This is a genomic window from Paenibacillus sp. FSL E2-0201 (genome assembly GCF_037963325.1).
Taxonomy (GTDB): domain Bacteria; phylum Bacillota; class Bacilli; order Paenibacillales; family Paenibacillaceae; genus Paenibacillus_AQ.
The window spans coordinates 5,384,583-5,408,232 of the sequence record NZ_CP150154.1; the positions used below are offsets into that span (position 1 = coordinate 5,384,583).

Genomic DNA, 23,650 nt, shown 5'->3' on the forward strand with positions numbered 1-23,650 from the left:
CTTCCTTTCTAATGCACACTACTCGGTGGCTCACTGCTAATTTCATTATGATGCTCTACTAATGCATGATGCAAGACCTGATCCATAGTAGATACTGGTATGAACTCCACATCATTACGCACGCTCTCTGGAATTTCTTTTAGATCACGTTCATTGTCTTTTGGAAGAAGGATCTTTTTATATCCGGCGCGGTGTGCAGCGAGAGATTTTTCTTTCAGTCCACCGATCGGCAATACGCGTCCACGCAGGGTAATCTCACCGGTCATCGCTACATCCTTCGAAACATAACGCTTCGTGAGTGCGGAGATCAACGCGGTAGCAATCGTAATCCCTGCAGATGGGCCATCCTTCGGAATCGCACCTTCAGGAATGTGGATATGAATATCAATCTTCTCATAAAAATCGGGCTGGAGCCCCAGCTCCTCCGCCTTCGAACGTGTATAACTGAAAGCAGCCTGCGCCGACTCCTTCATTACATCGCCCAGTTGTCCAGTAAGTGTCAGCTTGCCCGTTCCCTGCACAACCGTCACTTCGATCAGCAGCGTATCGCCACCAACCTCAGTCCAGGCCAGCCCAGTTACTGTACCAATCTGGTCTTCGAGCTCTGCCATACCGTAACGGTATTTCGATGCACCTAGGTAATCCTTGATGTCATCCGGCAGAATGACCACACTTTCTTTTTCCTTAGACACAATCTGTTTCGCGGCTTTGCGGCATAACGCTGCAATCTGCTGCTCCAAATTACGCACTCCGGATTCACGGGTATATTCACGCACGATACGCAATAAACTGTCGTCCTCGATGATCAGTTGATCTTCTGCAAGACCGTGATTCTTCTTCTGCTTCGGCAAAAGATAACGGCTACCAATCTGCAATTTCTCCAGTTCTGTATAACCCGGAATGAACAGCATTTCCATCCGATCGAGTAGCGGACGCGGAATGTTATGCACCACATTTGCGGTAGTCACAAACATAACGTTCGACAAATCAAACGGCAGCTCTACAAAATGATCACTGAACGAGTTGTTTTGTTCTGGGTCCAGCACCTCAAGCAATGCCGAAGATGGATCTCCCCTGAAATCTGCAGCCATCTTATCAATTTCATCTAACAGAATAACCGGATTAATCGTACCTGCCGTCTTCATCCCTTGGATAATTCGGCCTGGCATTGCACCGACATAAGTCCGGCGATGACCACGGATTTCCGCTTCATCACGCACACCGCCAAGCGAAATGCGAACGAACTTACGATTGAGTGAACGGGCGATGGAACGAGCCAGTGAGGTTTTGCCCACACCTGGAGGCCCTACAAGACATAATATCGGACCTTTTAGCTTCTTCACCAGCTGTTGAACAGCTAAATATTCCAATACCCGCTCCTTTGGTTTTTCCAAACCGTAGTGGTCCTCATCGAGTACCTGCTCTGCCTTCTTGATGTCGAGATCATCTTCTGTCTGTTCATTCCAAGGAAGACCCAGCAGCCAATCCACATAATTGCGAATTACGCCGCCTTCCGCTGAGCTTACTGGCATTTTTTCCAGACGATCGATTTCCTTCTCCATCTTCTCTTTTACACGTTCAGGCAAATTCTTTTCTTCCATTAGAGTCCGCAGCTCTTCCGCTTCTCCCACTCGACCTTCCTTCTCACCGAGTTCTTTCTGGATCGCTTTCATTTGCTCGCGCAAATAATATTCCTTCTGCGTCTTCTCCATCTGCTTCTTCACACGTTGATTGATCTTGCGTTCAAGCTCCAGCACTTCACGCTCATTATTAAGAATATCAAGAAGCTTCTCCAGCCGTTTACTAACATCAATCGTCTCTAGAATTTCTTGCTTATCCTTAATTTTTAGCGATAAATGACTCGTAATGACATCCGCAAGGCGACCGGGCTCTTCAATATCGGATACAGCAGCCAGTGTCTCTGGTGTCACTTTTTTGGATAACGTTATATAGTGTTCGAACTGATTAAGTACTGTACGCATCAGCGCATCACACTCTTGATCGCTATCTTCTTCTTCTGGTAGCTCGCGCGCCATGACCTCATAATACTCATCATTATCGATATAATTAATAATTTCGGCTCGTTCTACACCCTCAACCAGTACACGAATCGTACCGTTTGGCAGCTTCAGCATTTGTCGCACATTCGCAACAGTACCGACCCGAAAAATATCGTCCTGACCAGGCTCTTCAATATTCACTTCCGACTGTGAACAAAGAAGAATCAAATTATCTTCAACCATAGCTTTTTCTAGTGCCCGAACTGACTTCTCACGGCCCACATCCAAGTGAAGAACCATGCTTGGGTACACAAGAAGACCTCTTAGCGGTAATAAAGGAAAACGACGACCTTTTGTTTTATTTGTCATCATCGCTTTCGCACCTCCCATGGCTCTCAATTAATCTCATATGAATTCATTCTAACAAAAGCAGCCCCAAAACACCAACAAAGTACTTGCAATTTAAGAATAAACAACCTTATTATCCTTAAAAAACGGCAACGTTTCGCAAAGAAATGTAAGGATTATGGAAAGTGTGAATCTATATTTTAAAAAAGGAAGCAGCAGACACACCTGCAGCTCCCTTTATTTAACAGCGTTAAGTCTCGATTTACTCATTCAAAACTCAATACACCCTAGCTCACATTTGAAGTTATAATTTAAGCTTAGCCCTTTGCAGATTCCCCAGCGGCATCAGCCTTCAGCAGTGAAGGTGCTGCAGAGAATAGCTCGCCAGCTACTGCAGGAAGCCTTACATCTGCTGTATCGGCACCAAACAGATGACGGAACACTTCTTCCACCGTTTCCATAGGTATGACTCGTAGAGGGGCGAGATCAGCGAATAGGGACTGCCAGTTTTCTTTTGGAATAAGCACCGTAGTAGCTCCCGCCTGAAAAGCAGCCTCCACCTTTGCAATTACACCACCAACAGGCTTCACGCGGCCATGTATGCCTATCTCACCAGTGATCGCTACGGTATTGTCCACGGGTAGACCACGAATGGCGGAGACGATAGCAACTGCCATCGCAACCCCAGCAGAAGGTCCGTCAATCGGTGTACCCCCAGGGAAGTTGACATGCAGATCATAACGGTCCGGCTCCAGATTCATGGTGCGTAGTACGGTCAATACATTCTCAACCGAGCCTTTGGCCATGCTCTTTCTCCGAATCGTGCGAGAACCTCCACCGATCTCTTCCTCATCTACTACTCCGGTTACGTTCAGTCTACCTTGACCATTCTGCGCAGGCGCTGCGGATACCTCGATTTCGAGCAAGGTGCCCATTCCTGGCCCATACACTGCAAGTCCATTAACTAATCCAATCTGAGGCGCGGAAGGAATTTTGCGTTCTGTACGAAGTGGAAGCTGGCTACTGCCTGCTACCCATTCTACATCAGCAGCGCTTAGCGTATCTCTTTGCTCAGTTAGCGCTAATCCAGCTGCGAGCTGAATCATATTAACCGCCTCCCGGCCATTTGTTGCATATTGCTGCACTACAGTGACTGCATCCGGGCTTGGCTTCAGTCCGATCTTCTGTATCGCATCACGCGCGATGACTGCAATCTCATCCGGCAATAGCGGACGGAAATAAATCTCCATGCAGCGCGAGCGCAGCGCGGGAGAGATCTCATCCGGGGAACGCGTAGTAGCGCCAACTAACCGGAAATCAGCGGGTAAGCCATTTTGAAAAATATCATGAATATAAGCCGGAGTATTATTATCCTCCGAATTATAATATGCGCTCTCTAATAGCACCTTCCGGTCCTCCAGCACCTTTAGCAGCTTATTCATCTGAATGGGGTGAAGCTCACCGATCTCATCCAGAAAAAGAATCCCGCCATGCGCCTTCGTCACCGCTCCCGGCTTCGGTTGCGGCACACCTGCCACGCCCATAGCTCCGGCGCCTTGATAAATAGGATCATGCACCGATCCGATTAACGGGTCGGCAATACCACGCTCATCAAAACGAGCGGTTGTGGCATCGATCTCTGTGAATTTGGCGTCACTTTTAAAAGGGGAAAGGACATTTTTTTTCGCCTCTTCCATGACTACACGCGCTGCGGCAGTCTTGCCGACTCCTGGCGGACCATAGATAATTACATGCTGCGGGTTAGCGCTGCATAGTGCGGCCTTCAGGGCGCGCAGCCCGTCTTTTTGCCCGACAATATCTCCAATAGAAGCCGGCCTAGTTTTCTCCGACAATGGTTTGGTCAGTGAAATCATTCGCATTTTTCGAAGTTTATCCAATTCCTTGCGCGACTCTCGTTCTACCGCTGTCTTATTTGTCTTTTGACCCCGCAGCAGATTCCAAAAGTATACGCCGATAACCAGCGCGAAAAAGAGCTGCACGATCATCACAACTATACTTAATTCCATAGGTCATCCTCCTGTTTCGTTCAGTCTACCTTTCCACCTTTGGCTACTATTAGGTAGTATAGCCGTTTCGGTAATTAGTAAACGCACAATTGAGGATTTGTTGAATTGAGTATCTCCATGCGCCGAATTCGCTTAGTAGGCAGAGTATCCTTTGGCTTGGAATGGGGATGCCATTGCTTGCTTACCGACAATTGCGGAAATCCTCCCTGATTATTCGTCGCATTTGCTCCCTACGTTGACAATTGCGGAATTTCTCCCTCATTATTCGCTCAGAAGGGCTCAAAATGTGGAAATCGCCCATTAATTAGGGAGTTTTTCCGCAATCTAGCCCATTTCGAGCAATATCAAGCATAGATCAGGGAGAATTTCCCTAATTAGTTGGCGTCCCTCGGTATCCAAACTTTGCTCCATTCTCCATACTCGCTAAGCACGCAAAGTAACCTTCAGATGGGTAAGTACCTTGATTACTCTACAGCCCTCGGTATCCAAACTTTGCTCCATTCATCACACTCACTAAGCACGCAAAGTAACCTTTTGTTGGGTAATTACCTTCATTACTCTACAGCCCTCGGTAACCAAACTTTGCTCCATTCTCCACACTCGCTAAGCACGCAAAGTAACCTTTAGATGGGTAAGTACCTTGATCACTCTACAGCCCTCGGTAACCAAACTTTGCTCCATTCATCACACTTGCTAAGCACGCAAAGTAATCTTCAGATGGTTAAGTACCTTGATTACTCTACAGCCCTCGGTATCCAAACTTCGCTCCATTCATCACACTCACTAAGCACGCAAAGTAACCTTTTGTTGGGTAAGTACCTTGATTACTCTACAGCCCTCGGTATCCGAACTTTGCTCCATTCTCAACACTTACTAAGAACGCAAAGCAACCTTCAGATGGGTTAGCACCTTAATTACTCTACAGCCCTCTGTAACCAAACTTTGCTCCATTCATCACACTTACTAAGAACGCAAAGAAACCTTCAGAATAGTATGCCGATTGCCGATAATTGCGGAAATCCTCCCTGATTATTCGTTATATATGCCCTCTACGCTGACAATTGCGGAATTTCTCCCTGATTATTCGCTCAGAAAGCTCAAAACGTGGAAATCGCCCATTAATTAGGGAGTTTTTCCGCAATCTAGCCCATTTCGAGCAATATCATGCATAGATCAGGGAGAATTTCCCTAATTACTTGTCACTACTTCACACTTTGCTACATTCTGCTCAATCCCAATAATAAAGAACATCACGTGCCAGTTTATACTCAATATTTTTAACACCAACTCCCCTTCTTACTGGAGCCAGCCAGCCTTTTTCGCATAAATTAACTAACATCGTTCGTACAGTCTTGGGATCTAACCCAAAGTAATCTGACACATCTTTTGGACGCACTGTCCCAGCTTTACGGACAACTAAACGGATAATTTCCTTCTCAGCGAGTAGAAGTCTACCGCCCGGTGCACTAACAACCTGATGTCGACTTAGCGCCATAGTCAGCAATGTGATGCATAAATCAGGCCGCTCGTTCACATCATCATAGGCAAATGAAATTACTTGGTACCCCATCCCGTACAGGAAAGTTTCACGATTCAGCTCATTGCTATACTTTTGTCGGTCCATGTCTCGTACATGTGCTGTATAACCCTTGATCTCGAACAACAGCTTCACTGGTCCTGGCAAATACGCAAAGTCAGCAAAGTATGATCGTCCGCGCCAATCCAGCACCTCATACTCCGGATGGAGATCATTGAAATCCCCACGAAGTGGCCACCATACATTCTGTAAAAACATTTCTTCGGCATGTCGATGCCCTCTCTCCAACCTCCTCCGCCTTTCACCTGTCCTGCTTGTTAGATGTCGCTCTATAAATGCTTCATGGGCTTGTTCATAATTCATTCGATGTTCCCCCTATAAAAGTAAGCGTCAAACAGCCCACACCTTGACACCAAGATGAGGGCTCGATTTTAGAATGAGGTTAGGATTTCAATACCCGACAGATCGGTGGCAAAGCGGCTGACCAAGGCAAGAACGGGTCCAGCGCTTCTGGATCTTTCAGATCAGGGAGTTGTGGAAGCTGTTCAAATAGAAACTTCAAGTACTGGAACGGATTCAGTCCGTTTTCTTTTGCCGTTTCCATCACGCTATAGATGACTGCACTAGCCTTGGCTCCGCGTGGGGTGTTGGCAAAAAGCCAGTTTTTGCGTCCAATCACAAACGGTTTAATCGCCCGTTCGCTGCGGTTATTGTCGATCTCCAGGCGTCCGTCCTTCAGGAAAGCGGACAACTTCTCCCATTGATTCAGGCAATAAGTGATCGCTTGGCCCAGGGCACTCTTGGGCAGGACGCGAGACTTTTGCTGACGCAGCCATACTGAAAAAGCATCCAGAATCGGGCGGCTGCGCTCCATTCGGACGTTCTCTCGTTCTTCCGGCGTCGCATCCTTCAGTTCTCGCTCCACCGCGAACAACTGATTGCAGAAGGTGAGTCCCTGCTGCGCAGCCGTTCCAATCCTGGCTTCGGAGGCGGGCAAGGCCTTCAGCGCTTCGTCAAACTTGCGGCGCGCATGGGCCCAGCACCCGACCAGAGTCACCCCGGCTACCTTATGGTAGCCAGGGTATCCATCCACGTGCAGGTATCCCCTGAATCCGGCCAGGAAATTTCGGGGATGCTCCCCGCCACGCGCCTTGCAGTATTCGTACAACACGATGGGCGGTCCACTGCGTCCGGTCCGATACAACCACAGGTACGACTGCGACTCGGCGGACTTTCCAGGCTCCCGCAGCACCTGCAGCGTCGTTTCGTCCGCATGCAAAATCTCCTGCCCTAGCAAATGTTCTTTCATTCGCTCAAACAGCGGCGTCAGCCATTGATCTGCCCCATACATCATCCAATTTGCCAGGGTCTGCCGCGAGAGCGTCAGCCCGAGCCGGGCAAACTGTTGCTCCTGGCGGTAGAGAGGCTGACTCTCCACATATTTCTGGTTCATGACATGCGCCAGAATGGACGGTGAAGCCAGACTGCCGGGATAGACCGATTTCGGCATAGGAGCTGTGACAATTGGAGTCTGAATCGCTTCGCGTTCACACCGGCGGCAGGCATACACCTGCCGAATGTGACGCAAGACTCTGACTTCTGCTGGAATCACGGTGATTTCGTTGCGGGTCTCCGTGCTCATAGGATGAAGGTCTCCGCCACAGCACGCACAAACCTGCTCCTCTTCAGGCAGTTCATAGTGAAGGGTATCGATAGGTAATTTCTCCAGTTTGGCCTCGCGAGTGTCCGTCCATTTCTTGCGGCTGTAGGTAAGGGTCTCGGTTTGCGGCTCTTCGGAAGCCGGGGTCGCTAACACCTCGGCTTCATTGAACAGGTTCATCTCGAGCTGATCCGGATGGGTCTTCTCGCTGGAGGTGCCGAAGCGCTTATGCTGGGCCAGACGGAACTGTTCCTCGTACCACTGAAGTTTAGCGGTCAATTCGGCATTTTGCTGTTCCAGCTTGGCCTTTTGTTGTTGGAGTTCTTCTATTGTAGATGAGGGGTTCGCTTGATTTTCCATACCCTAAAATTTCGACAACACGGATGATTTCCCTGCTACCAGGCCTGCAAAAATGAAAAATCCGTTAAACGACGGTCTGAGCCTTGACCTGTTTATGGGCCTGCCGCTGGTGAAGGGAAAGCCCATCCAAGAGCCAGCGAAGTTCGCGAAAGGAAAGGGCAACCGGCGAGTCGCCAGGGCCCGGCCACTGGAAGGTTCCTCGTTCCAGGCGGCGGTACAGCAGCCAGAAGCCATTATGTTCCCAGTAGAGCATTTTGAGTTTGTCGCGCTGACGGTTACAAAAGACAAACAGACAAGGCGCGAACGGATCGAGCTGAAATCGCTCCTGAACCAGGGCGGCCAAGCCGTCGATGGACTTGCGTAAATCTGTGCTGCCGCCGGCTAAATAGACCTTTTCCGGCAGCGTCAGCATAAGGCCTCCAGCGCTTGAACCACTTGACGAAGCAGTTCAGGAGAAAAACCTGTCTGTACGTCAAGAGAGGCCGGACCGATACGAAGCGTCAAGGAGGAAGACGAGGAACGCGGAGAAACGGTCACCGGAATAAAGGAAGGGGAGGAAGAGCAAGGCTGGCTGGAATCGATTTTGCGGAGCCAATATTTCAATTGATGTAAGGTCAAGCCCTGTGCTTCGCACCAGGCAGACATGGAAAGGCCACTGGTCCGATAGTCCCTGATGCGTTCTGTCCACTCATACTGGCGTTGTTCGGCATTGGTCATCTGGCAGATCTCCTTGATTTAAGATATGCCTATGATCTCATGGCTGGCGTTGGGTTTACAGGTGGGCTAGGTTTGACGCTTACCTATAAAATTAATTTCACGTAAAAAAAAGAACGCCCCGTTCCCACCACCAGATAAACCGGGGTGTAACAGGGCGTTCTTCGCCACCTATTATTAACGAATCATAAATTCGTAAAAGACCAGATTACTTCGATTGCACAGGAGGTGCAAGATTAGCGTGTGCACGGCCTGGAATTTCACCAGTTTCCTCATACGCCACAACAATCGCATCAATTTCCTTCTTCAGCTCGTTCACTAGTTCCGCTTCAGGGACTTTACGAATCATTTGTCCGTAACGGAACAACAAACCTTCCCCACGGGCACCAGCAATACCGATATCTGCTTCACGTGCCTCACCAGGACCATTAACGGCGCAGCCAAGCACGGAAACTTTAATAGGCACCTTAAGCTTCGAAATGTATTCTTCCACCTCATTAGCGATGGAGAAAAGATCGATATCCAGTCGGCCGCAAGTTGGACAAGAGATCAGCGTTGCCGCGTTAGAGATCAGACCAAAGGTCTTCAGCAGCTCGCGTGCCACCTTAACTTCTTCCACTGGATCAGCGCTAAGCGAGATACGCAGGGTGCTGCCGATGCCCATAGAGAGCAGTGCACCGATACCCGCGGAGCTTTTTACTGTACCGGCAAACAAGGTGCCGGATTCTGTAATCCCAAGGTGCAGCGGATAAGGAATGACTTCCGCAGCCTGACGGTAAGCTTCGATGGCCATAGGCACATCGGATGCTTTTAGCGAAACGATAATGTCGTGGAAATCCAGCTCTTCCAGAATGCCAATATGGTATAACGCACTTTCTACCATAGCTTCTGGAGTCGGGTATCCGTATTTCTCCAAGAGATGATTCTCCAAAGAACCGGCGTTTACACCAATCCGAATCGGAATTCCTTTTTCTTTACACGCTTTAACTACCGCTTCTACCTTCTCCCGACGACCGATATTCCCCGGATTAATCCGTACTTTATCGATGCCGTTCTCAATAGCCATCAGCGCGAGCTTATAGTTAAAATGAATATCCGCTACGAGTGGGATATGAATCTGCTTCTTGATCTCCTTAATCGCGGCGGCTGCCTCTTCATTGTTGACAGTAACGCGTACCAGTTGGCAGCCTGCTTCCTCAAGCCGTAAAATTTCGGCTACAGTAGCCTCCACATCAGCTGTTTTGGTTGTACACATGCTTTGAATCGCAACCTCGTTGTTTCCCCCAATAATGAGCCCGCCAACATTGACAGGACGGGTTTGGTGTCTCAAGAACATGATTTTTCTCCCCCATAACGCCAAAGCTCCACCCCTTCGCAACCGCTAGTGAAGCGGGATAAGCGGAAGAAAGGTGGAGACAGTGACATGTATTGTTAAGGTAAGCGACTTACGCGCTTTCCTCTTTCTTCTTATCTTTCTTAAGGTTCAATTCAGGCAAAGCCTTCTCTTGAACGACCTGCTCCGTGATCACACAATCCTTGATATCATCGCGTGAAGGAACTTCATACATCACATCAAGCATGATGCTCTCAATAATCGCGCGCAATCCACGGGCTCCCGTATTGCGTTTGATCGCTTCCTTGGCAATTGCTTCAAGTGCCAACGGTTCGAACTTCAGCGCTACGTTATCCATTTCCAGCAGCTTGATGTATTGTTTCGTGAGTGCATTCTTAGGCTCGGAAAGGATACGCACCAGCGTATTCTCATCAAGCGGCTCCAAAGTCGAGATAACCGGTAGACGGCCTACAAATTCAGGAATTAATCCGAATTTGAGCAAGTCTTCAGGCAATACCATCGACAAATATTCGCCAGGCTTGAGATCCTTTTGTCCTTCAACCGCTGCGTTGAAGCCAATGACTTTTTTACCGATACGGCGTTTAATCATTTGCTCCAGACCGTCAAAGGCACCGCCAACGATGAACAAAATGTTCGTCGTATCAATTTGAATAAACTCTTGATGAGGATGCTTACGACCACCTTGTGGAGGTACAGAAGCAACTGTTCCTTCCAGAATCTTCAGAAGCGCTTGCTGAACACCTTCACCGGATACGTCACGAGTAATGGACGGGTTCTCGGATTTACGTGCCACTTTATCAATCTCATCAATATAGATAATGCCGCGTTCGGCTTTCTCCACATCATAATCTGCTGCTTGAATCAGCTTAAGCAGAATGTTCTCAACATCCTCGCCGACATACCCAGCTTCCGTTAGGGAAGTAGCGTCTGCAATAGCAAAAGGAACGTTGATAATCTTCGCCATCGTCTGTGCAAGCAAGGTTTTACCCGAACCTGTTGGACCAAGCAAGAGAATATTACTCTTTGTCAATTCAACATCTTCGATCTTGCTTTGGCTGTTCACACGTTTATAGTGATTGTAAACCGCAACAGACAGCGATTTCTTCGCTTGTTCTTGACCGATTACATATTGATCCAAAATGTCGCGGATTTCCTTTGGTTTTGGGATATCCTTCAGATCAAGCTCTTCCTCATGACCGAGCTCTTCTTCCACGATTTCCGTGCAAAGCTCGATACATTCGTCACATATATAAACGCCCGGTCCTGCTACAAGCTTACGAACCTGCTCTTGTGATTTGCCGCAAAAAGAACATTTCAATTGCCCTTTTTCATCATTAAATTTAAACATCTAACCACCCCTTTAAGATTTCATCGGTGAAGAAAGAACCTGGTCAATAAGCCCATATTCCTTGGCTTCTTCCGCGCTCATGAAGTTATCGCGGTCTGTGTCCCGTTCGATTTTTTCAAGGGGCTGACCTGTGCGATCTACATAAATTTGATTCAACTTCTGTTTCGTCTTGAGGATCCAATCGGTATGAATCCAAATGTCGGACGCTTGACCTTGAACACCACCGAGCGGTTGATGAATCATAACTTCGCTGTTAGTCAGCGCATATCTTTTGCCCGGAGCCCCAGCTGTTAGAAGGAGCGATCCCATGCTTGCCGCCATTCCTACACAAATGGTTGAAACATCCGGTTTGATATATTGCATCGTATCGTATATACCCATGCCGGCTGTTACTGAACCACCGGGTGAGTTGAGGTACAAGTGAATGTCCTTCTCGGGATCATCTGCTGCAAGGAACAGCAGTTGAGCAATAACCAGATTGGCGACATCATCGTCAATCGCACTGCTTAAGAAAATAATGCGATCCTTGAGCAATCTGGAATAGATATCGTATGAACGTTCCCCACGACTTGTTGATTCCACAACCATTGGTACCAGACTCATGCCACCAACCTCTTTTCTCTATACAGATTAGTCTTATCGTTTCAAAAATATTTTAACACGTTCACGGCTCGATGTCATTTTTTCACTACAGCAGACCTGTCCACTGCTTGTCAATAATGATTGTCACGCCATTTTTTCAATACCATACGCTCATACGAATACCTATGTACTCACATATATCTGTGGCCGAGGATAAAAATAAGGCACGTAACGAAACTTACGTGCCTTATCATATCTGTATGGAGGCCGACTTACTTGGCCGTTCTAGGTAGTGTTAAAAAAATCTTACTCAGCTTTAGTGTCTTCAGCAGCTGGTGCTTCTTCTACTGCTTCAACTTCTACACTGTTGCTAACAAGGAAATCAATGGTTTTGCGCAAAGAAAGTTCTTCGCTCAAGCTGCCCAGGGAACCGTTAGCTGCCAAGATGCTGCGAATTTCTTCAGGAGTACGTTTGTAAGCTTCAGCCATAGTAGCCAACTCTTCGTTAACTTCTTCTTCAGAAACTTCAATGTTCTCTTCTTTAGCGATAACTTCCAGTACCAGGTTGTTGCGAACGCGTTTTTCAGCATCGCCTTTCATTTGGTTCTGCAAGTCTTCACGTGTTTGACCGGAGAAGCTAAGGAACATATCCATGTTCATACCTTGTTGACGAAGACGAGTGTCGAAATCACGAACCATGTTCTCAACTTCACTGTTGATCATTGCTTCTGGGATCTCAACTTCAGCGTTTGCTGCTGCTTTATCAACAACTGCGTTCTCACGAAGACCTTTCAGTTCATCCTGTTTACGGGATTCGAGCTGAGCTTTCAGATCCGCTTTGTACTCTTCCAAAGTTTCGAATTCACTTACATCTTTAGCGAACTCATCATCGAGTGCAGGAAGTTGTTTGCGTTTGATTTCGTGCAGTTTCACTTTGAATACTGCTTTCTTACCCGCAAGGTTCTCTGCATGATATTCTTCTGGGAAAGTAACTTCGATATCTTTGAAATCTCCAGTGGCCATTCCCACTACTTGCTCTTCAAATCCAGGAATGAAGGAGTTGCTACCAAGCTCAAGAGAATGACGCTCAGCTTTTCCGCCTTCGAACGCTACGTCATCAACGTATCCGTCAAAATCGATCACAGCGATGTCGCCGTTAGCTGCTGCTTCTTCTTCAATTACAACGAGTTCAGCATGACGCTCTTGCAGACGAGCAAGCTCAGCGCTCAGCTCTTCTTCAGTCACTTCAGCTTTTTGTACTGGAACTTCCAGACCTTTGTAATCGCCAAGCTTCACTTCAGGTTTAACCGTGATCTTCGCTTTGAAGATAAAGGATTGACCTTTAGCAAATTGCTCAATATCAACTTCAGGACGGTCTACAGGGAAGATATCAGTTTGTTCAACTGCTTCACCGTAAGCTTCAGGAAGAAGAATGTCGATTGCATCTTGGTACAAGCTTTCTACACCAAAACGGGATTCAAAGATCGGGCGTGGCACTTTACCTTTACGGAAGCCTGGTACGTTAGCTTTCTTAACGACTTTGTTAAAAGCTTTATCGAGTGCTGCTGCAACGCGTTCTGCGTCAACTTCTACTTCAAGAACTCCAAGGTTCTTCTCTATTTTTTCCCATGTTGCTTTCATATTATACTTTTCCCTCCAAAATATAGGTTCACAAGTTTACTTCAAAAAATGATACAATCCACGCACAGAATAACCATTATATTATATACAACATTACTTTATTTATCAAGTAGAGAAGTCTTTACAAAACCCTTGATCGCACGATAAGCTCCCTCAAATTGAAAGCGCATGCCGTCTGTAATGCCGTACATTCCACGAGTCTCCTCCTCTTGCCGTGTACCGTTTAAGCTCTCAGATACAAACTGGTGTAACGCCCCTGCCCAAATATCCAGCAGCGCATCTTCTCCATCCAGTAATTTCCGATACTCTTCCGATCCATAAATCGACATGACGAACTGACCCCAGAGCTCCTGTGCAAAATAATACAGCGTAGGCTCGTGTACCTCCGCCTGTTCGGCTACCCGCTCCAGCACCTGACTCACCTGCGGTGGAAAATCCTCGGTCTGCAGCGGCACACTTTCAATCTCTACGATTGCTGTTTCGTGACCACGAATCAGATTGACAGTACCCTGCATCCCACGCCGCCGAAGGGTCTGCAGGGTCCGAAATTGCAGCAGTGGGTGAACATTATCCCCCTGCAGCCAAGCCGTCAGCGCCTCATCGACTCCGCCGCCTTCCAGATAAGAAAGCTGCTCTAGTGCTAGGATTGTCGCCTCTGACAGCGGCTCATTCATTACCCGCTGCAGCAGCTTTTGAGGGTACCCCGCATCCTCGGTCATTTTTGATTTGGCCAAAAGACGGGCCATATCTTCTTCTCTTAAATCTTCGTCTTCGGGGTGAACGGCTCCTTCTGCATCTCCATTCTGGGACGCATAGGGGAACGCCGTTTCCAGCCATTCCAGCAGAGACCGCCATTCCTCGTAATTCCGCTCTTCCTGTCCTTGACACTGCAGCAAAAAACGAAGCAGTTCCATCGCTTCCCCGTACCGTTCACTCTCCAGCATCACCGTAAGCTGGATTTGATAATAGTCCAGTGTTTTGGGAAACAGGACGATATTTTCTTTTGTGGCGGGGGAATCTGAATCTTTAATGAGGGCACCTCCTTATAGCTAATTATGTGAATTGAATTCTAAAACGTCATAAATGTTATTAAGACCTTAAGCTTCATCCGAAACTTAATAATTGTAGATTATAGCATACCCCGTACTCTTTTTAAAAAACAGCTTGAAAAACTTTAACGCATATGATAAGATAAATCCTGCTTGCTTTTCAGCCATCATTCATGTCCCGGTAGCTCAGCTGGATAGAGCATGCGCCTTCTAAGCGCACGGTCAGGGGTTCGAATCCCTTCCGGGACGTCAGTGAAACAGCCTTCCTTCGGGAAGGCTGTTTCTGCGTTCAGGGGATGTGAAGCACCGGGGTCTTCGGAGTGAACATCGAAAACGTCCGCTTCGCGTCAGCCCATTAGGGCTGCATCCCGTACGCGACATCAGCATAACAGCCTTCCTTCGGGGAGGCTGTTATTGCGTTCTGCGGTAAAAACACTCGACGTATATGCTTAAAGAATACTCGGTTCTTCAGACGTAAAATGTAATGCTAATTATCCGACAGGTTGTTGAATAATATGTGGCTGGGATGATAGCGATTGTTGTTATTAGAGGCTTATTAGAAGCATTCTAAGATGCTGTGACGACTAGGTACGCACGATTAACTATATTGGTTGAAGGAACTTGGAACTGGAGTGAGTATGGCCGGCGTTCTTCGGTACATCCTAGGGTACTGTGACGGCGGTACGCTCGATTAACTAGATTAATTGAAGGAACTTGGAACTGGAGCGAGTATGGTTGACGTTCCTCAGAGTATCCTAAGGTGCTGTGACGACAGGTACGCTAGATTAACTAGATTGCTTAAAGGAACTTGGAACTGAGGGCGAGTATGGTTAGCGTTCTTCAAAGTTCTTAAGGTGCTGTGACAGCTAGGTACGCTCGATTAACTAGATTGGTTTAAAGAACTTGGAACTGGAGCGAGCGTGGTTAGTGTTCCTCGGAGTATCCTAAGGTGCTGTGACGACAGCTACGCTCGATAAACTAGAATGATTGAAGGAACTTAGAACTGGGCCGAGTATGGTTGGCGTTCTTCAAAGTATCCTTGAATGTATATATAGATGTGTTACGTTCAACTCATTAGGTTTGTTAAGAAACTCGTGGCTGAAGCTAGTACGGTTGGCGTTCCTCAGAGTATCCTAAGGTGCTGTGACAGCTAGGTACGCTCGATTAACTAGATTGGTTTAAAGAACTTGGAACAGGAGCGAGTATGGTTGGTGTTCTTCAAAGTATCCTAAGGTGCTGTGACGGCTAGGTACGCTCGATTAACTAGATTGGTTGAGGGAACTAGAGGCTCGACGGTGGCGGGTTATGAGCTACTTATTTCGGATTCGCGGCAGTTTAACTGGATGAGGAACTTTCAGTTTTTGGAGCTTACTTAGGGTGGATTTTCCGCAAACAGATCGGATGGGTTATATCCTGCCGATATTATAACATTAGGGAATTTCTCCCTGAAATTCGCCTGTAATCGCTAAAAAACAAACTTTTTAGGGAAATCCTCCCTAAATATTACCTAAAACCCTCTATTTAGGTGTAAATCAAGGATATTAGAGGGAGGATTTCCCTAATTATGCTTCCAAAGACGATAAAGCACTGAATTATAGGGAGATATTCCCTAATTACGAATAAACAACTTCATTCCATTAATGCCCCACCAATAACCCATCAATCCGTCGACAATCTATCAGCAATCCATTAATCATCCATCCTTCAGCAACCCATCAAACCTTACAAACAAATAAAGGCCTACAGGTTCCCCCGTAGACCCTACTTCATTACTTCCGGCGATTTCCCAACCACAGCGGGAATCGAAATACAAAATTGATAAACAAAACTACAAATACAAGTACCGCTGCCGACTTATCAGCAATTTGACGTGCATCTTCTACAATCGCCTCGGATTGTACATACCAGAGGTGTACGGCCAGGGTTTCACCCGGTGAGAACAGATTGAAGTCCCACATTTCACCTGAGGTACTGAGACCGGCGGTAAGGATAATAACCGCAGACTCCCCGAAGGCGCGTCCAGCAACAAGACAAATCCCAGTAACGATGGCAGACATTGCAACAGGTAGGACTACCGTGCGGATCACGTGGAATTTAGTCATCCCAAGCGCATAACCAGCCTCGCGTATATCCCCAGGAACGGCACGTATCGCTTCCTCTGTCACTCGCGCAAGCATAGGTAGATTCAGTAGCGCCAAGCTGACGCCCCCGCCAAGAATCGTAAGACCGATATCGAAATATTCCGCAAAAATCGCGAGTCCGAGCATACCGAACACAATCGAAGGAACCGATGACAGTGATTCTACGCAAATACGTAGTGCCCCTGTAAACTTATTATCTGGCGCATACTCAGCCATATAGATTCCCGCACCCAAACCAATTGGAACAGAAATAATCAGCGAGATAAACAAAATGTAAAAGGAGTTGAACAACACCGGGCCAATCCCACCACCTGCATCAATCTCTTCAGGTTGTTTAATCAGGAAATCGGGCCGAAGTGCCGGTAGACCTTTACTAAGAATCGTGAAGAGCAGCCAGAAGATCAGCAGCATGACTAAAGCCCCTAACGTATAAAACCCGATGGTCGCGATTTTATTGTTTCTTTGGGCACGCGCGGTATGCTTTGTACTTGCGAATCCGTTCACGCTGCATCCCTCCTTTTTCTACCCAACACGCGGATAATCAGAATTAATACAAATGATATTACTAGCAAGAGAAATGCCATCATATGTAGCGCATAGTTCCAAGTAGAGTCAAACTCTACATTAGAAATTTGCATAACGATGTTACTAGTCAGCACCGATGCTGGCGTGAATAACGTCTTCGCCAATTGCGGTGTATTCCCGATAACCATAACTACAGCCATCGTCTCACCCACAGCACGAGTCATACCCAGAATAACCGCAGAGATAATTCCCCGGCTAGCCGCAGGCAGTATTACACGCATGATTACCTGTAAACGGGTAGATCCAAGAGCATATGCTGCATCCCGATATTTGCGCGGCACAGAGACAATGGCATCATCACTGATTCGGCAAATCGTTGGCAGCACCATTAATGCGAGCACAAGTGCAGCTGCTAACAAGCCGTCACCTAAGCTCTCCCCGCTAATCCTGCGCAAGAAAGGAAGTAATACCGTTAAGCCTATATATCCGTAAACAATTGAAGGAATACCTACTAACAAATCTAGCACTGGACGGATGAAAGTCTTCATCCATTTTGGAGCAATCTCTGCACAAAGTACCGCCATCCCCACCGAGATAGGAACTGCGATCAGCAGTGTCAATGCAGTTAGAGAAAGTGTATTTACAATAAAGGCAGCCGCTCCAAAAGAATCCTCTTCCGGCGTCCAATTAAAGGAAAAGAAAAAGTCCGCAGGCGAGAGATGGCCGAACAGAAGCATAGCCGTTTTGCCGATAAATAGAATTACAAGTCCAAGCACGAAACAAAGCGCGAGAATGCTGAATAGAAAATAAAACTTGAACAATTTGTTGCTAAACAAATGTCTACCATGACGTTTGGAGTTAGCGGTAACCTGCGTTACGCTCTCTTTTCCCCTAGTTGCCAAGCCGTGGACTGGTGCCCCCATACTTTCCCTCCTGTAAGCGGCCACCCCCGTATCAAGATCGGAGCTGGCCGCTGTTACCGTTCAATATGATCTTTAGATGATATTAGCCCTTCATTGCTGCGATCGGAATGAATTTAAGCTTTTTCAGGGAACCTTGTTGGAACTTCTTGCTTTGTACGTATTCGATAAATTCTTTTGTTGCGCCAGTAGGTTGGCCCTTAGTCATGTAGTAACCGTAAGCCCAGATCTTATAAGATCCATTGATTACGTTGTCTGTAGTAGCAGCTACACCGTTGTGTTTAACTGCTTTTACGTCGCCACTTACATATACAAGGTCGATATAACCGATAGAGTTAGGAGTTGTGCCTACTGCTGTTTTCATGTCACCGGAAGAACCAGTTTCTTTGTAGTTCTTAGCTTTTTTAACGATTTCTCCGCCATCCAAAGCTTTAGCTTGATAGTTAACGCGTGTACCGGAACCGAAAGAGCGAGTGATAACTACGATATCAGCATCAGAACCGCCTACTTCTTTCCAGTTCGTGATTTTGCCTGCGAAAATGCCTTTAAGTTGTTCAGTTGTAAGGTTATCTACGCCAACATTTTTATTCACGATTGTAGCAAAAGGAATAACAGCTACTTTGTTCGCAACTTGGCCGTCAAAAGCTTTGAAGCCTGGTACGTCGATGCTAGCATCCCAGTCGCAAGCGCCGATATCGGCGATGCCTTTTTTAACAGCTTGAGGTCCAGTTACTGAACCTTTACCTGATGCTGCGATTTTCACTTTAGGGTGCAGCTTTTGGAATTCTTTTGCCGCTTGAAGCGTCAATGGAAGAAGTGCGGTCGAACCGTTAACTGTGATTTTACCTTTTAGTGAATCAGCTGCTGCTGCAACCCCTGCGAAAGATGCGGTTACCGCAATTACAGCCGTTAGAGCCGTTACTGTTAGCTTTTTGAAAATCTTCATTTGTATTATTTCTCCTCTCGGCTCTACGCCGTTAAAATATGATTAGGGATATTTATTATTTCGACAGTTGCAAGGCTTTACCGCCTTGAACTACCCATACACCGCCGTCACTTACGATAGCAAGCTTGCTTCCATCATTCGAAACAGCTACTTCAGATACATCTTCAGTGGAGCGGAACAGCTCAGTCTTAGCACCATTGTTATCAATGGAATAAACTACTGTGCTTCCATCTGCCGCTGAACCTGCCACAACCAAGCCGTTCTTAACGCCAGTAGACCAAGTTACTTCTACATCAAGTGCAATTTTGCTGCTTGTTCCGTCTGCTTTTACAACCTTCAATGTGTTAGCTGCGTTACCTTCAGCATCTGCGCTCAGATAAACCACGCTGCCATCAGCAGAAATTTCAGGGTACAGCTTGTTATCCGGTGTAGTTGTCAGTGCAGCTGGTTTAGCATCTTTTGTAGCCAGGTCTAGCTTGTAAAGCTGCTCTCCAGCAGAGCTGAAGTCTACAGTAAGAGAATCTTCTGTGCTGTCCGCATCGTTCTTAGCAACACCCGTCAAGTTAACGATATAAACGGCACTCTTTTCGTCAGTGGAAATGCGCAGTTCGGATTTATTTTCAACTTTGTCCGCCAATACGGATTTTACATCACCAGTTTCTACTGAGACTTTTGCAATTTTTTCTTGCTTGTCTCCTTGGATGAAGTAAATGCTTTTACCATCGTTAGACCATACCAGATCTGTTTTTACGCTATTATCAGTACCCAGTATCTTAGTAGCTCCGCTCGACAGGTTAATCAGATTCAACAAACCAGTCTCATCGTTGAAAGCTCCCCACTGACCATCCGGCGATACCGAGAAATCCACTGCACTGTCATTTGATGAAAATACTTCGTAGTTACCTGGTTCAGTGCTGAATTTGATAAGTTGAGCAGTTTCAGCATCACTTTTGTTCGCAATCAGATTTCCAGCTGCTGTCCAGTGTAAAGTATCAAACAATCCTTCAGGACGAGCAAAGCTTAGAATCGTGCTAGCATCAGCATCCAGCTCTCCGCCTAATGCATAAACTAACTTAGTAAGCTCCACATAGGTTTTACCGTTATAAAATACTGGAGCAACGGTGAACGTATCGGTATTACCATCTACTTGATAGCTCTTTGAGCCTGTTTTGAGTTGGACATTATGTAATCCTTTGCTGTCATTAAGTTCAAACCCGCCAGCTCCAAGTACTAACTTAGCTCCAATTTCACCAGCTACCTGATTCAGAGCGTACAGCTTGTAACCACTGCTATTAATGGTGTTAAACACAATCGGCGTACCGTTTACATTCCAAGTAGCTGTACCTTCTTTAACTGCTGTTTTTGCAGCGGCTTGATTGGTAGCTACAGATTTTACATTACTGCCGATGCTAGCTGCAGATACACTTCCAACGCCTACTGTTGCAAGAAGTGCTGAAGCCAACGTTGCGCTAATCCATTTACTGTTTTTCAATTAGATTCACCCTTTTCGTATAGGTAACTGCTAATGTCATTTTCGTCTACAATTGTCAACTCTGTTGCAGAGGAATGTTATGGAAATATTAACTATAATTATTTTTTTGAAAAAGTAGGTATATTAGCGTAATAGACTGCACTATCTAGATAAACCAAATGGACTAGACACCAAAAAACCTCATAGAGTATTGCTCTGCGGGGTGCAGTAGCTTTACTCCATGAGGTTTTTTGTAAATGTGATCTACACTAACTCTTCATTTAAATGCTTTTCCAACGTTCTCCGTACAGCTCCTGGGCCTTTGAGCATCTCATAGAAGTAACTTTCAATCTTGCTACCCAGACCGATTTCATATAAAGGTACACCAAAGATCTTCTGATTATCTAAAATCTCGTGCACATTAGAGTTCGAATCTCCCAAAGTCACTCCCTGCAGATGTGCTTGAAGTGACTCCATTAGAGGATCGGGACTTAGCTTAAATGAATTCCCTTCATCATCCACTCCGATCAAATAGCGGCACCATGCAGCAAGGGCTAATGGAATCGCCGTCAAGTCAGCTGGATTAAGATCTTCTCGTAGTACATAGGATTTGATCGTTTCCCCATAACGAATGCCCACCTTCTGCGACGTATCTGTCGCAATTCGCTGCGGGGTGTCCGGAATATATGGATTCGTGAGTCGCTCTTGCAGCACTTCATCCAAGAATTGCTGTGGTCCTAAAATGATAGGATCTACAACTACAGGCAATCCTTCCTTGTACCCAATCCTCTCGACTAATGAACGTAGGGTCTGATCCTGCATCTCATCCGAAATCTGCGTGTAGCCTAGTAGACAGCCAGTAACCGCTAAGGCAGTATGTAAGGGATTCAGACAGGTCGTAACCTTCATCGTTTCAACTCGGTTCACGGTCTCACGATCAGTGAATATAATGCCCGCTTCTTCTAATAAAGGTCGCCCATTCGTAAACTTATCCTCAATAACCAGATATTCACTAACTTCTGCGTTAACGAAAGGTGCGGTATGAGCGTTTCTCGAGGTAATAAGTATGTCCATACCGCCAATCCCTTGCTCCTGTAAGGCATTACGTACAGCCTCGGACGGACGAGGTGTGATTTTATCAATCATCGACAAAGGGAATGTTATCCGACTCTCGTCTTCGAGATACACTACGAATTCATCCTCCACAAGTCCTTTTACAGCCCATGCCTTGGCGATTGTAATCACGCTATTCTTCAGCATATCCCCGTTGTGTGAACAGTTATCCATACTAACAAAAGTCATCGGATACTGCCCTTTAAGATAACGACCGTAAGCAAGTGAAGCGATCACACTCATGCTGTGGGAAGGCTGCTCCGGCCCTTGCTCCATATCTTTTTTCACAATATCAAGGTACTTTCCATTAGCATCTGTTAAAGTGTAGCCTTTCTCTGTAATGGTGAAGCTGGCCATCTGCAGGCTCGGATTCTCAAAAATTTCAACCAGACGGCAGTAATCCTCCGCTCGATTTGTGTTCGCCATTACAGCCTCGGTAATGCTGCTGATGACCTTTTTCGTAAACTCGCCATTCGCATTCATTAATACGAGAAGTGTTAAATGATCATACGGTTTATAAATCTTGTCAATCAGCTCGTAGTCTGAGGAGGTAGCGGCGATAATACCTGTATCTGCTTTTCCAAGCTCCAACAGCTTCTGGTGAGCATTTGCAACAAATCCACGAAAAATATTACCCGCTCCAAAATGAACCCATTCCGGCCTAACGCGCGTATTCTCCGCCACCTGCTTATAATCAAACTGAGGAAGCTCCACGTCAGCGTCCTTCCATGCCTCTGCACATGATTGAATACTCTCTCTTGTCAGAAGCAGCATTCACTTCACCCCCATCGTATTGTCGAGACTGTCCCATACACCAAGTAAATACATGATCCCCATTGCTCTATCGTACAGCCCGTACCCCGGGCGGCAAGTCTTCTCTTCACCCCACAAATGACGACCATGATCTGGACGCACATACCCCGTATATCCATTCTCATGATACGCTTTAACAACCTCTGCCACATCCACACTGCCATCCCGTCCACGATGAGACACCTCAATAAAATCTCCGTTCTCAAAAACCTTAACATTTCGAATATGAGCAAAATGAATGCGATTACAGAATTCCCGAATCATAGCCGGCAGATCGTTCTTCGGATTCGTACCGAGCGACCCAGTGCAGAAGGTTAATCCATTATACGGACTATCTACTGCGTCAAGTAAACGACGGATCGTATCACGGCTGCGGACAATGCGGGGCAAGCCAAAGATCGGCCAAGCAGGATCATCGGGATGAATAGCCATTTTGATATCGACTTCTTCACAGACAGGAATAATGCGCTTCAGAAAATAGACCAAGTTCTCGAACAGCTTCTCTTCCGTTACATCTGCATAAGCGGCGAATAGCTCATCAAGCTTCGCCAGACGCTCCGGCTCCCAGCCAGGCATCGTAAATTCGCCAGCCCCCTCCAGAATACGATTCACCATGTCGCGAGGGTTATCATTAACGGCTGCATTTTCATAAAAAAGAGCATTTGAGCCATCCGGCAATTCCTTGTACAGCTCCGTCCGAGTCCAGTCAAAGATCGGCATAAAGTTGTAACAGATCACTTTAGTACCGACCTTGGCTAACTTCCGGATGGTATCTATGTAAATATCGATATATTTATCACGCGTCGGGAGTCCAATTTTGATATCATCATGGACATTCACACTCTCTACTACGGCAGTGCTAAACCCTTTGCCCGTAATTTGATCCGCAACCTTTTGGATTTCATCCATTTCCCATACTTCGCCCGCTACCTTATGATGCAGTGACCAGACAATGCCCATTACCCCCGGAATTTGCCGGATATGATCAAGCGTAATGTTGTCATTGCCTTCTCCATACCATCTCCATGTCATGTTCATCTGGATAAAAACCTCCTATAATTTCATGTGTCGAAATCTTGTATACAAGATACTATACTCAAA

General features: G+C 46.5%; 17 protein-coding genes and 1 tRNA gene. 1 reads left to right on the plus strand and 17 read right to left on the minus strand.

Going from position 1 to position 23,650, the window contains the following annotated elements; all coding sequences use genetic code 11:
* Window positions 1–8: 8 nt before the first annotated feature.
* From lon to NSU15_RS24390, 11 genes are all read right to left on the minus strand, one after another.
* Complete coding sequence (gene lon / locus NSU15_RS24340; RefSeq protein WP_042130641.1) at window positions 9–2,372, minus strand: endopeptidase La; 2,364 nt, start codon at window positions 2,370–2,372, stop codon at window positions 9–11.
* Between the two features lie 293 nt (window positions 2,373–2,665).
* On the minus strand, window positions 2,666–4,375 hold the full coding sequence (lonB, locus tag NSU15_RS24345) for an ATP-dependent protease LonB (RefSeq protein WP_076120457.1): 1,710 nt from the start codon (window positions 4,373–4,375) through the stop codon (window positions 2,666–2,668).
* Between the two features lie 1,228 nt (window positions 4,376–5,603).
* Window positions 5,604–6,275, minus strand: a complete 672-nt coding sequence (locus tag NSU15_RS24350; protein WP_076120458.1) for a type IV toxin-antitoxin system AbiEi family antitoxin domain-containing protein — start codon at window positions 6,273–6,275, stop codon at window positions 5,604–5,606.
* A gap of 79 nt (window positions 6,276–6,354) precedes the next feature.
* Window positions 6,355–7,932, minus strand: coding sequence for an IS66 family transposase (locus NSU15_RS24355; protein WP_076147732.1), 1,578 nt, complete (start codon window positions 7,930–7,932; stop codon window positions 6,355–6,357).
* A gap of 64 nt (window positions 7,933–7,996) precedes the next feature.
* Window positions 7,997–8,344, minus strand: a complete 348-nt coding sequence (tnpB, locus tag NSU15_RS24360) for an IS66 family insertion sequence element accessory protein TnpB (RefSeq protein WP_076147734.1) — start codon at window positions 8,342–8,344, stop codon at window positions 7,997–7,999.
* Entirely contained in the window at window positions 8,338–8,649 is a 312-nt protein-coding gene (locus tag NSU15_RS24365; protein WP_076147737.1) for a hypothetical protein, read from the minus strand. Before NSU15_RS24365 ends, tnpB begins: the two co-directional genes overlap by 7 nt.
* Window positions 8,650–8,854: 205 nt before the next feature.
* Entirely contained in the window at window positions 8,855–9,982 is a 1,128-nt protein-coding gene (gene ispG, locus NSU15_RS24370; RefSeq protein WP_060621818.1) for a flavodoxin-dependent (E)-4-hydroxy-3-methylbut-2-enyl-diphosphate synthase, read from the minus strand.
* 109 nt (window positions 9,983–10,091) lie between these two features.
* The gene (gene clpX / locus NSU15_RS24375; protein WP_042130648.1) at window positions 10,092–11,348 is read right to left on the minus strand and encodes an ATP-dependent protease ATP-binding subunit ClpX; all 1,257 of its coding nucleotides are present in this window, start codon (window positions 11,346–11,348) and stop codon (window positions 10,092–10,094) included.
* A 12-nt stretch (window positions 11,349–11,360) separates the two neighbouring features.
* On the minus strand, window positions 11,361–11,951 hold the full coding sequence (gene clpP, locus NSU15_RS24380; protein ID WP_036685049.1) for an ATP-dependent Clp endopeptidase proteolytic subunit ClpP: 591 nt from the start codon (window positions 11,949–11,951) through the stop codon (window positions 11,361–11,363).
* A 285-nt stretch (window positions 11,952–12,236) separates the two neighbouring features.
* On the minus strand, window positions 12,237–13,571 hold the full coding sequence (gene tig / locus NSU15_RS24385; protein ID WP_042130649.1) for a trigger factor: 1,335 nt from the start codon (window positions 13,569–13,571) through the stop codon (window positions 12,237–12,239).
* 98 nt (window positions 13,572–13,669) lie between these two features.
* The gene (locus NSU15_RS24390) at window positions 13,670–14,515 is read right to left on the minus strand and encodes a hypothetical protein (RefSeq protein ID WP_339287839.1); all 846 of its coding nucleotides are present in this window, start codon (window positions 14,513–14,515) and stop codon (window positions 13,670–13,672) included.
* 280 nt (window positions 14,516–14,795) lie between these two features.
* Between NSU15_RS24390 and NSU15_RS24395 the strand changes: the two genes are divergently transcribed.
* Window positions 14,796–14,869 (plus strand) — tRNA-Arg (locus NSU15_RS24395).
* 1,520 nt (window positions 14,870–16,389) lie between these two features.
* Here the strand turns inward: NSU15_RS24395 and pstA are convergent.
* From pstA to uxuA, 6 genes are all read right to left on the minus strand, one after another.
* Window positions 16,390–17,265, minus strand: a complete 876-nt coding sequence (gene pstA, locus NSU15_RS24400) for a phosphate ABC transporter permease PstA (RefSeq protein WP_042130653.1) — start codon at window positions 17,263–17,265, stop codon at window positions 16,390–16,392.
* On the minus strand, window positions 17,262–18,209 hold the full coding sequence (pstC, locus tag NSU15_RS24405; RefSeq protein ID WP_042130655.1) for a phosphate ABC transporter permease subunit PstC: 948 nt from the start codon (window positions 18,207–18,209) through the stop codon (window positions 17,262–17,264). Before pstC ends, pstA begins: the two co-directional genes overlap by 4 nt.
* 82 nt (window positions 18,210–18,291) lie before the next feature.
* Entirely contained in the window at window positions 18,292–19,152 is an 861-nt protein-coding gene (locus tag NSU15_RS24410; protein ID WP_042130657.1) for a phosphate ABC transporter substrate-binding protein, read from the minus strand.
* Between the two features lie 55 nt (window positions 19,153–19,207).
* A complete protein-coding gene (locus tag NSU15_RS24415) occupies window positions 19,208–20,644 on the minus strand; it encodes a stalk domain-containing protein (protein ID WP_042130660.1) in 1,437 nt (478 codons plus the stop codon).
* A gap of 243 nt (window positions 20,645–20,887) precedes the next feature.
* Window positions 20,888–22,510 (minus strand): mannitol dehydrogenase family protein, encoded by a 1,623-nt coding sequence (locus tag NSU15_RS24420; protein ID WP_042130661.1) that lies wholly within the window; start codon window positions 22,508–22,510, stop codon window positions 20,888–20,890.
* Window positions 22,511–23,587: a mannonate dehydratase gene (gene uxuA / locus NSU15_RS24425; RefSeq protein WP_339287843.1), complete on the minus strand. Its 1,077-nt coding sequence runs from the start codon at window positions 23,585–23,587 to the stop codon at window positions 22,511–22,513.
* Window positions 23,588–23,650: the final 63 nt, after the last annotated feature.

What these genes read in the sequence shown, in the direction of transcription:
- clpX (WP_042130648.1), bottom strand. Translation starts at nt 11,348, where the DNA reads ATGTTTAAATTTAATGATGAAAAAGGGCAATTGAAATGTTCTTTTTGC.
- lon (WP_042130641.1), bottom strand. Translation starts at nt 2,372, where the DNA reads ATGATGACAAATAAAACAAAAGGTCGTCGTTTTCCTTTATTACCGCTA.
- lonB (WP_076120457.1), bottom strand. Translation starts at nt 4,375, where the DNA reads ATGGAATTAAGTATAGTTGTGATGATCGTGCAGCTCTTTTTCGCGCTG.
- clpP (WP_036685049.1), bottom strand. Translation starts at nt 11,951, where the DNA reads ATGAGTCTGGTACCAATGGTTGTGGAATCAACAAGTCGTGGGGAACGT.
- NSU15_RS24355 (WP_076147732.1), bottom strand. Translation starts at nt 7,932, where the DNA reads ATGGAAAATCAAGCGAACCCCTCATCTACAATAGAAGAACTCCAACAA.
- NSU15_RS24390 (WP_339287839.1), bottom strand. Translation starts at nt 14,515, where the DNA reads ATGCTGGAGAGTGAACGGTACGGGGAAGCGATGGAACTGCTTCGTTTT.
- pstC (WP_042130655.1), bottom strand. Translation starts at nt 18,209, where the DNA reads ATGGGGGCACCAGTCCACGGCTTGGCAACTAGGGGAAAAGAGAGCGTA.
- uxuA (WP_339287843.1), bottom strand. Translation starts at nt 23,587, where the DNA reads ATGAACATGACATGGAGATGGTATGGAGAAGGCAATGACAACATTACG.
- NSU15_RS24410 (WP_042130657.1), bottom strand. Translation starts at nt 19,152, where the DNA reads ATGAAGATTTTCAAAAAGCTAACAGTAACGGCTCTAACGGCTGTAATT.
- NSU15_RS24365 (WP_076147737.1), bottom strand. Translation starts at nt 8,649, where the DNA reads ATGACCAATGCCGAACAACGCCAGTATGAGTGGACAGAACGCATCAGG.
- tnpB (WP_076147734.1), bottom strand. Translation starts at nt 8,344, where the DNA reads ATGCTGACGCTGCCGGAAAAGGTCTATTTAGCCGGCGGCAGCACAGAT.
- tig (WP_042130649.1), bottom strand. Translation starts at nt 13,571, where the DNA reads ATGAAAGCAACATGGGAAAAAATAGAGAAGAACCTTGGAGTTCTTGAA.
- ispG (WP_060621818.1), bottom strand. Translation starts at nt 9,982, where the DNA reads ATGTTCTTGAGACACCAAACCCGTCCTGTCAATGTTGGCGGGCTCATT.
- NSU15_RS24420 (WP_042130661.1), bottom strand. Translation starts at nt 22,510, where the DNA reads ATGCTGCTTCTGACAAGAGAGAGTATTCAATCATGTGCAGAGGCATGG.
- NSU15_RS24350 (WP_076120458.1), bottom strand. Translation starts at nt 6,275, where the DNA reads ATGAATTATGAACAAGCCCATGAAGCATTTATAGAGCGACATCTAACA.